Below are 9,641 nucleotides of genomic sequence, written 5' to 3'. Positions count from 1 at the left end.
ATATAGGAGTCTATTAAGTAACCCTTAATAGGCTTTTTAATTTTAGGAAAGTATTTCTACTTAGAATATGTAAATAATCTATGAAGCTTAGTTATATCAATATAATATTAATTTTAATATTAAAATAAAGGAGTTTTATTTTTTTTATAGAATTTGTAGTTAAATAGGATACTATACAATTTAATAATATTCTACAAAGAAACATAAGAGGGGGATGTTGAAATGGATGTATTAAAAGTTTCATCAAAATCTAATCCAAATTCTGTAGCAGGTGCTCTAGCTGGAGTTATAAGAGAAAATGGAAGTGCTGAAATTCAAGCTATTGGAGCAGGAGCTTTAAATCAAGCTATTAAAGCTGTTGCTGTAGCAAGAGGATTTGTTGCACCAAGTGGTATAGATCTAGTGTGTGTTCCATCATTTACTGATGTCAATATAGACGGAGAGGAAAGAACAGCTATTAAGCTTGTCGTAAATCCAAGATAAATTTTTAGAAATTTAGAGGCTATGAAAATAGTCTCTTTTATTTTGAATAAGATATGTATATTAGGAAAATATAAGTTAAGAAATATAAGGAGGTGCACTATGCAACTTAGAAGAGCAGCAGAAATATGCAATAATAATGAAAATAATAATATTACACTTTATTATTATAATAAACCAGTAAAACTAGTTAGTGTTGACAATAACATTGGTACAGCATATGTTAAATCTCTAAATGATGATTCAAAATTTGAAGTTAATTTAGAATCATTACATGAAAACGAAAAATAATAAAAAACGTCATTTTAAGTTTAAATTGACCTAAAATGACGTTTTTTATTATTTATTTGTATTATATATGTATATACAATTATACCTATATAATATGAGCGGATATAATATATAAATACGTTATAGTAGATATAATATACAATGATTATAATTACATCTATGAAAAACATATTAATTATATATAGATATATGAAGAGTAGTACATTTCGTAATACCTAACTATCCTTTAAATGTATATTTAGGGTATAGTTAGTATAAAAAGCAACTATATCTATATATTTAACGTTTTTTAACATATATCTTTTATTTTATTGATTTTTCATAGCTTCTCTTTTTGTTTTAATATTTGATTTTAATAAATTAATTTGCAATATTAAAATATTATTTGTCTACGTTAATATTATTTAACCTAAATCTACATTTTTTGAAAAATTATAGATTTACATCGTATTTAAATTATTATTATTTTTAATAAGAAAACTCCAAAAATATATTCTCTTACTATAAGATTAATAATTTATTGGAGTTTTCCTATTTATTTTATTTATATAATTTTCTGTAAATCTTAGCTATATCTTGAACATCCATTTGTACATAGTTATTATTTAAAAGCCTTTGTTGCGTTTCAATTACACTTTGTGCAAAAGAATCTATTTCTTCTTCTTTCATACCATATTCATATAAATGTTTTTTAGATATTAAGTTACTTAATAAATTTTCCAAAGCTTCATACACATCTACATCAGTCTTAATTTCTAAAATTTCTGATATTAATTTATTTAAATTTTTAATTTTACCTTTAGGATTTTTAATATTATAGTATCTAAATACCTCTATAAAAAATTGATAATTAGCCTCTCCATGAGGTACATGATATTTTCCCCCTAGTGGATATGAAAGTGCATGAACTGCTCCAACCCCTGCATTTCCAAATGCAATTCCTGCATAGTTACTAGCTATTAAAAAGTCTTCTATTATTTCTTTTCTATATTCTTTGCCCTTTTCTATAACCTTTTTATATCCATCTATTATAATTTTAATTGCTTCAATACTAAACATTTCTGTAAAGTTGTTCGCATTTGGAGAAACATAAGCTTCTATAGCATGAATTAATGCGTCTATTGAGCTATACATAAAGAAATCATAAGGCAATCCCTTAACAAGTTCTGGAATAAGGACTGCATAATCTGGATATAACTCTGGTACAGCAAGACCCATCTTTGTTTCTTTGCTTTTTATTTCGGCAATTGATATGTTCGTAACCTCGCTACCTGTACCACAAGTAGTAGGCACTATTATTAGCTCTTTATCTTTTACTGCAGGAACTATTTTCTCAAAAAGTTTGCGAGAACAATCAGTATTTTTAAGGGATAATATTTTTGATACGTCAATAATTGAGCCTCCTCCAATTGCTATTACTCTTTTTATATTTTTAGGAGCTATATATTTAACTATTTCATCGATTATATCATCTGAAGGCTCTTTTAACTTATAGTCTTCTTGAAAAATATATTCACTATCAATGTTTAAATCTTTTAAGAAAAAATCATACAAAAACTTATTTGTAAATATTAAATCACCATTGCCTATTTTAAACTCCTCAATAAAAGCTTTACAAGTATTAAATTTAAAAATTTGAGGTTTTAATTCTATCATTTTCATTAGAGCTCCTCCTTAATTTAAAGCTTTTTCCAATGTTTTTTCATATTCCCAGATTTCTTCATCTGTTGGTGCGTTTGCTTGTGCATTATAAAAACCTATTCTTGATATGTTAATTAAATGCTTATAATCTAAGTTTTCAGAAATACTATTATTTCCCCATGAACCACAGCCTAATGTAGTAGTTGGGGCAAACCCATTGTAGAAGCTTCCTCCTGCTGAAGTTGATGATGGTTGATTTACAACAAGTCTACTTACTGTTAGATTAGTTGCAGCATATTTAATATGATCTTTATTATTTGAGTGAATAGCGCAAGAATGTCCTTTTCCTTCTACATTTAAATTAGCTTGGGCTATTTCTATTGCTTCATTAAAGTTTTCATACTCAAATGAAATCATCACTGGACACATTTTTTCTTTACATAATACATCTTCAAATCCTTTGCCTCTTGCTTTTAATACAATAACCCTTGTGTCTTTCGGAACATCTACTCCTGCTAAATTAGCAATAAATTGAACACTTTGACCAACTATCTTTCCATTAATCTTTCCATCTATAAAAATTACCTTTGCGAATTTTTCTATAGTTTTTTCATCTGATACATAGAAAGCTCCATTTTTCTTAAATTCTTCTATAGTTCTTTCATAAAGTTCTTTAGGTATTATAGCACTTTGTTCTCCTGAGCATATAATTCCATTATCAAAAGTTCTTCCAGTAACTATTTTTGTTACAGCTTCTTTTATATCGATGTCTCTATCGATTATACACTGTACATTTCCAGCTCCAACCCCATAAGCTGGTTTTCCACTACTATAAGCTGATTTAACCATTCCCATACCACCAGTAGCTACTACTACATCAGCTGATTTCATAAGCTCTAAGCTTAGGTCTATAGATGGTTCCTCTATAATTTGAATTAAATTTTCTGGTGCTTCAAATTTTTTGATAGCTTCATTAAATAAGTCTACTAGATATTTGTTACATTTTTTTGCTCTTGGATGGGGAGAAATAATAATAGAATTCCCTCCTTTTAATGCAAACATAGCGTTGCACATTGGTGTAACAATAGGATTTGTACACGGCGTTACAGCCCCAATTACTCCCTTAGGCTTAGCAACTTTAATAATTGCATTTTCCTTATCTTCTTCTAATATTCCTATTGATTTTTTATCTTTCAAATTATTCCAAATAACTTTTGATTTCCCTTTATTTTTAGCAACTTTATCTTCATAAACTCCCATTCTTGTTTCTTCAACTGCCATTTTAGCTAATTCTTCTGCTTTATCATATACAACCTTAGCAATTTCTCTTACTATTTCATTCACTTGTTCTTGAGTAAAATTTTCGTACTTACTTTGTGCTATCCTTGATTTACTTACCAATTCATCTATGTATGATTTTGTATCCATAATAAACCCCTCCACACTAGAATAAAATATGTTTATTCATTTTATTTTATTGTTTAATTTCAAATTAAAACTAACTAATTATAAGCTTTATGATATTTTAAATTATCAAATTTACTATTGAATCTATTTTCCCATTCTTCTATAAGATCATCTCTAAAATTAGGATGTGCTATATTTATAAGTGCTCTTGCCCTTTCTTTTAAAGATTTGCCTCTAAGTTCTGCTACCCCATATTCTGTAGCTACATAATGAACATCATTTCTAGATGTAGTTACTGCTGCTCCATTGTCTAAGAATGGAACTATTCTTGACACTGTTCCTCTTGATGCAGTAGAAGGTATAGCAATTATTGATTTTCCACCTTTGGACATATTAGATCCCCTTATAAAATCTACTTGACCTCCAACACCACTAAATTGCTTAAGTCCAATAGATTCTGAAGCTATTTGCCCCATTAAATCTATTTGAATACAAGAATTTATGGATATCATATTATCATTTTTACTTATTACACCAGGGTTATTTACATAGTCTACTGGAAACATTTCTACCATAGGATTATCGTTGACAAAATCGTATAGTTTTTTTGTACCCATTAAAAACGTTACTATCATTTTATTTTTATGTAGATTTTTTCTTCTATTTGTAATTACTCCCGATTCAACTAACTCAACTACTCCATCTGATATCATTTCAGAGTGGATACCTAAATCTTTTTTATCTTTTAAAAATAGAAGTACAGCATCTGGGATAGCACCTATTCCTAACTGCAGTGTTGCTCCATCTTCTATAAGTGTTGCACAGTTTTCACCTATAGCTTTTTCTATTTCTCCTATTTTAGAAGGCTTAAGCTCTATAATGTCATAATCAACCTCAACTATATAGTCAATATCTTTTATATGTATAAAAGAATCACCTAGCGTTCTTGGCATTTTAGGGTTAACCTCTGCTATTACAATATCTGCACATTCAGCTGCTGATTTAGTATAATCATTAGATATTCCAAAGCTACAATATCCATTTCTATCTGGCTGTGAGACCTGAATTATAGCTACATCTACCTTTAAATATTCTTCCTTAAAAAGTCGTGGAACTTCAGAAAAATGGCAAGGAGTATACTCTGCTCTTCCTTCTAGTACTGCCTCCCTAGTTGATGCCCCAACAAATAAAGAATTGTGTTTAAAGTTAAGCTCTTTGTCCTTTTTAACATACTCTCCAGGACCCATACCAATCATATGAACTATTTCTACATTAGAATAACTTTCACTTTCATTAACCATTGCTTCTATGACTTTTTTTGGCTCTCCTGCTGCATGACCAGTAACAATTCTACTATTACTTTTTATCTTTTTCGCAGCACCCTCTGCTGATATTAATTTTTCTTTATATAAAACCTTCCAGTTCATTATTTCACCCCTTGAATTCTAGGATCTTATAGTATTATTAGTTCTCTGCTTTAGCTAACTCTTTTATATTAGCTATATTTTTAGCTAGTTCTTTTTTCTTATTTAGGTTGCTTTGTCTTGAAATCATAATTCTTTGAGCCTGAGGTGAACCTGCTCCATGCATAGATTCAGTTCTATATCCAACAGCAGCAGTTCCTAAAGTAATATTTTCTATAAGTCTTAAAACTCTCATTCTATCTTCAGTAGGAACATGATCAACTCCTTTTAAATATTTGTCAATATAAGGACCTATTTTAGGATCTTTAAAATCTTTTTCAGAAGGCATAGTTACCATAATACCACCAGCAATATCTTCTGCTAACCTAGCAATTTCATATGGCATTCTTGTTATATTCTGCTTACAAACGTTTGCAAGAAGTAGATCTATTTGGTAATTTCCTGATTTTGTTTTACATCCCTCACATGAACAAGCAATACCACAACTGTATAGTGTTTCATTTAAATGAGTCATTTCAATAAGTTTGTCTTTTATATGTGAAGCTCTAGCTGCCCCATTATAATCAGCCGCTACTGCTGATGCTCCAATAAGTACATCTCCCACACCAACTTTACAACCACCATAGCTTTGTCTATGATATCCTGCAAATCTCTCTACTAAAATACCAGAAAACTCGACTTCACCATTTAAAAAGATTCTTTCATTTGGAACAAACACATCTTCAAAAATAGTTAATGTTTCATGCCCACCAAATGTTGAGTTACCCATATCTATATCTACACCTTCTTCAAGTTTTCTAGTATCACAAGATTGGCGACCATATATACTAAATATTCCCTCAGTATCAGTTGGTAAAGAAAAAGATATTGCCCAATCCTTGTCATCAGGACCCATAGTCATAGTTGGCATAACTAGAATTTCATGAGAATTAACCATACCAGTTTGATGCGCTTTAGCACCTCTTACTACAACTCCATCTTCCCTTCTTTCAACTACTCTTAAGAATAAATCTGGATCAGCTTGTTTATTTGGAGCTAATCCTCTATCTCCTTTTGGATCTGTCATTGCTCCATCTACAACTAAATCATTTTCTTGAACATATATCATATACTTTTTGAAATTTTCATGATAATTAGTTCCATGAGCTTCATCTATTTCAAATGTTGTACTATAAACTGCATTAAATGCATCCATTCCTACGCAACGTTGAAAGCATGACCCAGTTTTTTGTCCACATAAACGTTGCATTTTAACTTTATTAATCAAATCCTCAGTACTTTGGTGAATATGACAGAATCTATTTACTTTTTTACCTGTAAGATGAGAAGTAGCTGTCATTATGTCTTCATATTGTGGATCTTGAGCTAATTCATAAGTCATTGCTACAGAGTTAAGTGATGGACGAATTATAGGATTGTCTACAGTATTTTCTATTAACTCCCCAAATAAATAAACCTTTTGTTTTAAGTTTCTAATACTTTCTATGTATTGATCTTTTGTCATTAATGACATAAAAATACCCCCTATATAGTTTATATTTTGTAAACACTGTTTCATTTCACTTGCTTTATCTCTATACTTTACATACTGTACCTCTAAAACATTACGGTTATTGTGAATTTATTAAATCTTTTCAAGTTATGAGGATAATTAAAAGCATTGATAAAGTGATATTATTAAAGAAGTGTTGTGGAAATATAAAAATGTATTATTTAAATAAATTTAATTGTGAGTGTTATAACTCTACAAATACTTGGTTAGTGTGAAAAAAATAACAAAGTTATGATAGATTATTTGAATTGTAATTAGTGGCTGATAGGATTGAATTGATAATTTATTGTAAAGCCACCCCTATCACTCGTAGAGTTAATGCTTCAAAACATAGGCAGGTCTTCTGACTTAAGAATCATCACTTATGTGCGCCTTCCCTGATTTCAAGTGGCATATTGCACATAAATTCTTCTAATACAGCTACGGGATAGTTCAGGGTTTTCACCTGATTCCCTTTTAATTAATCAATGATACATATTGATTAAACCTATATTTTATATTGTTTGATTTTTGTTATTTTATATACATTTTATGCTATTAGAATAGCACTGTTCATATATAAAAGCAACCAAAATGAAAAAATTCTTTCAAGATTGTATTTTTTTGAATACATAATATCATTTATCTACACTGTAATTAAAATCTTTAATTGAATTTTACATTTGCATCACCTCTATTATATTATTTAAGGAATAGTTGAAGTCAAAAAAAGACTATGCTATATTAAAAATATTAAAAGTTTAAATTTGGAGGTTTTAAAATGGCAGAAAGTAAAACTATTAAAATACATAATAAATCTGATAAACCTGATAATATAGTTCTTAGAGATAATAGAGTTATCGAAAAATGTATACAAGTTGAAAATAACCTTCCTAGGTTTATGAAGGATTACTGTATTTATTTAAAAGGATCTGTATCGGTTACTACTAGACTAGCTTATTTAGAAGATATTCAATTTTTTTGTTCATATTTAATAGAAACTAAAGAAATTACAGTTGCTAATGAGATAAAAGAAATTACACTTAATGAGTTTAATCAAATAAAAGCACGAGATGTGAATCTATTCTTAGGAGATTATTGTACTAGATATTATAAGTATACTGATAAAAATACTCATATATATGAAAATAACAACCGAGCTTTAGCACGTAAAAAGTCATCTTTGTCTACCCTATTTAAATTTCTTTTTAGAAATGATCAATTAGAAGCTAATATAACAGATGGGTTTAATCCAATTAAACTTCCCAAACCACAACCTGATGCTATTAAGCGTTTGGAGATAGATGAAGTTGCTAAAATGTTAGATGCTGTTGATACAGGTTTGGGTCTTACTGATAAAGAGAAAGTTTATTGGAAAAAGACTAAGCTTCGAGATAAAGCTATATTAGCTTTGTTTGTTACATATGGACTTAGGTTAAATGAACTTAGAGAACTCAATATTTCATCATTTAACTTTTCAAGAGGAGAGTTTAAAATTTATAGAAAAAGAGGTAAAGAAGTATTAATGCCTATAAATAATACTTGTGAGTTAGTTGTTAGAGATTACATTTTAAATGAAAGACCTAAAAGTGACATGTTAAGTGAAGATATGCAAGATGCACTATTTCTATCTCTGCAAAATAAACGAATGGATCCAAAGTCAATTAGACAGTTAGTTAAAAAGTATACTTCTATTTCTATGGATACTTCTAGAGATAAAGGTTATAGTCCTCATAAGTTAAGGGCTACAGCAGCTACCTCATTAATTCAAAATGGATTTTCTATATATGATGTTCAAAACTTATTAGATCATGATAATGTTACAACCACTCAATTGTATGCAGCTCATAAGAAAAATGTTAAGAGAGATATTGTTAATAATTTTGAATGGATAGATGACCTAGATGATATTGATGAATAAATTCTAATATAAGAACAAATGTTTGTATAAAATTGGTCAATATGCTAAAATATATAATATAAAACTAAAAATTAATATTAGAAATGAGATGATAACATGTATCTAGATTTAACGAATAAACAAATAATGATACTTGAGTTTATAAAAGATCAATTAACTCAAAAAGGGTATCCACCTTCAGTTAGAGAAATTTGTGCAGCTGTTGATTTAAGATCTACATCAACTGTACACTCTCATTTAAATAAATTAGAAAAGTTAGGGTACATCAGAAGAGATGCAACAAAGCCTAGGGCTATCGAAGTTTTAGACTCTAATAAAGGTGAAGGCGCTAATGGCCTTAATCAAGAGGTTCTTCACTTGCCTGTCCTAGGTCAAATAACTGCTGGAGAGCCAATTTTTGCAGAACAAAATATAGAAGAATACATACCATTACCTGCAAATTTTATTGTAGGCAAAGATAACTTCATATTAAAAGTAAAAGGCGAAAGTATGATAAATGCAGGTATTTTAGATGGAGACTACGTTATAGTTGATAAAGCTACTACAGCTTATAACTCTCAAATAGTAGTTGCATTAGTTCGTCAAGATAGTGCAACAGTTAAGCGATTTTTCAAAGAAGAAAATCATATAAGATTACAACCTGAAAATGACTTTATGGAACCTATAATTTTAGACCCATCTGAAGTTAGTGTACTAGGCCATGTACGAGGTGTATTTAGAGTAATAAAATAAAGAGATATGTTTTATAGACATATCTCTTTATTTTTTATAATTTTAGTTTTTATTATTTTAAAAACTTCAAAATAATTTCTGCTAACATACATGATATTCCTGCTGCTAAAAAGCTATACCCACTTCCCTTTGATTTTTTTATTTCAGCTTCATACTTATCTTTCGTATTTTTAATTTTATTATTAGTTTTTTTATCTTTTTTTATATTTTTTGA

Annotated in this window: 8 protein-coding genes and 1 riboswitch; of the genes, 4 read left to right on the top strand and 4 right to left on the bottom strand. The window is 28.9% G+C overall.

What is annotated here, in order from left to right:
* Positions 1 to 222: 222 nt before the first annotated feature.
* Entirely contained in the window at positions 223 to 483 is a 261-nt protein-coding gene (locus VN21_RS15635) for a stage V sporulation protein S (RefSeq protein ID WP_046824075.1), read from the top strand.
* A 99-nt stretch (positions 484 to 582) separates the two neighbouring features.
* The gene (locus VN21_RS15630) at positions 583 to 771 is read left to right on the top strand and encodes a small, acid-soluble spore protein, H family (RefSeq protein ID WP_046824074.1); all 189 of its coding nucleotides are present in this window, start codon (positions 583 to 585) and stop codon (positions 769 to 771) included.
* 540 nt (positions 772 to 1,311) lie between these two features.
* Here the strand turns inward: VN21_RS15630 and VN21_RS15625 are convergent.
* The 4 genes from VN21_RS15625 to VN21_RS15610 all read right to left on the bottom strand — a co-directional run bounded on the left by VN21_RS15625 (position 1,312) and on the right by VN21_RS15610 (position 6,756).
* Complete coding sequence (locus VN21_RS15625; RefSeq protein WP_046824073.1) at positions 1,312 to 2,433, bottom strand: 4-hydroxybutyrate dehydrogenase; 1,122 nt, start codon at positions 2,431 to 2,433, stop codon at positions 1,312 to 1,314.
* A 12-nt stretch (positions 2,434 to 2,445) separates the two neighbouring features.
* Positions 2,446 to 3,840: an aldehyde dehydrogenase family protein gene (locus VN21_RS15620; RefSeq protein ID WP_046824072.1), complete on the bottom strand. Its 1,395-nt coding sequence runs from the start codon at positions 3,838 to 3,840 to the stop codon at positions 2,446 to 2,448.
* A gap of 74 nt (positions 3,841 to 3,914) precedes the next feature.
* Positions 3,915 to 5,246 (bottom strand): acetyl-CoA hydrolase/transferase family protein, encoded by a 1,332-nt coding sequence (locus tag VN21_RS15615; protein WP_046824071.1) that lies wholly within the window; start codon positions 5,244 to 5,246, stop codon positions 3,915 to 3,917.
* Positions 5,247 to 5,283: 37 nt separating this feature from the next.
* Positions 5,284 to 6,756 (bottom strand): 4-hydroxyphenylacetate 3-hydroxylase family protein, encoded by a 1,473-nt coding sequence (locus VN21_RS15610; protein ID WP_046824070.1) that lies wholly within the window; start codon positions 6,754 to 6,756, stop codon positions 5,284 to 5,286.
* A gap of 355 nt (positions 6,757 to 7,111) precedes the next feature.
* Positions 7,112 to 7,301: riboswitch (cobalamin riboswitch) on the bottom strand.
* Positions 7,302 to 7,555: 254 nt separating this feature from the next.
* On the opposite strand from VN21_RS15610, the gene VN21_RS15605 reads away from it, so the two are divergent.
* Both VN21_RS15605 and lexA read left to right on the top strand, forming a co-directional pair.
* A complete protein-coding gene (locus VN21_RS15605) occupies positions 7,556 to 8,695 on the top strand; it encodes a tyrosine-type recombinase/integrase (RefSeq protein ID WP_046824069.1) in 1,140 nt (379 codons plus the stop codon).
* A gap of 96 nt (positions 8,696 to 8,791) precedes the next feature.
* Positions 8,792 to 9,427: a transcriptional repressor LexA gene (gene lexA, locus VN21_RS15600; RefSeq protein WP_046824068.1), complete on the top strand. Its 636-nt coding sequence runs from the start codon at positions 8,792 to 8,794 to the stop codon at positions 9,425 to 9,427.
* The last annotated feature ends 214 nt before the right edge of the window (positions 9,428 to 9,641 follow it).

Origin of the sequence: Paraclostridium benzoelyticum, assembly GCF_001006285.1 — a bacterium.
GTDB lineage: Bacteria > Bacillota > Clostridia > Peptostreptococcales > Peptostreptococcaceae > Paraclostridium > Paraclostridium benzoelyticum.
The sequence above is the reverse complement of the archived record's forward strand: the minus strand, read 5'-3'. Positions and strand labels throughout refer to the sequence as shown.

Coding starts and splice junctions, on each gene's coding strand:
- VN21_RS15635 (WP_046824075.1), top strand. CDS start 223: ATGGATGTATTAAAAGTTTCATCAAAATCTAATCCAAATTCTGTAGCA.
- VN21_RS15630 (WP_046824074.1), top strand. CDS start 583: ATGCAACTTAGAAGAGCAGCAGAAATATGCAATAATAATGAAAATAAT.
- VN21_RS15625 (WP_046824073.1), bottom strand. CDS start 2,433: ATGAAAATGATAGAATTAAAACCTCAAATTTTTAAATTTAATACTTGT.
- VN21_RS15620 (WP_046824072.1), bottom strand. CDS start 3,840: ATGGATACAAAATCATACATAGATGAATTGGTAAGTAAATCAAGGATA.
- VN21_RS15615 (WP_046824071.1), bottom strand. CDS start 5,246: ATGAACTGGAAGGTTTTATATAAAGAAAAATTAATATCAGCAGAGGGT.
- VN21_RS15610 (WP_046824070.1), bottom strand. CDS start 6,756: ATGTCATTAATGACAAAAGATCAATACATAGAAAGTATTAGAAACTTA.
- VN21_RS15605 (WP_046824069.1), top strand. CDS start 7,556: ATGGCAGAAAGTAAAACTATTAAAATACATAATAAATCTGATAAACCT.
- lexA (WP_046824068.1), top strand. CDS start 8,792: ATGTATCTAGATTTAACGAATAAACAAATAATGATACTTGAGTTTATA.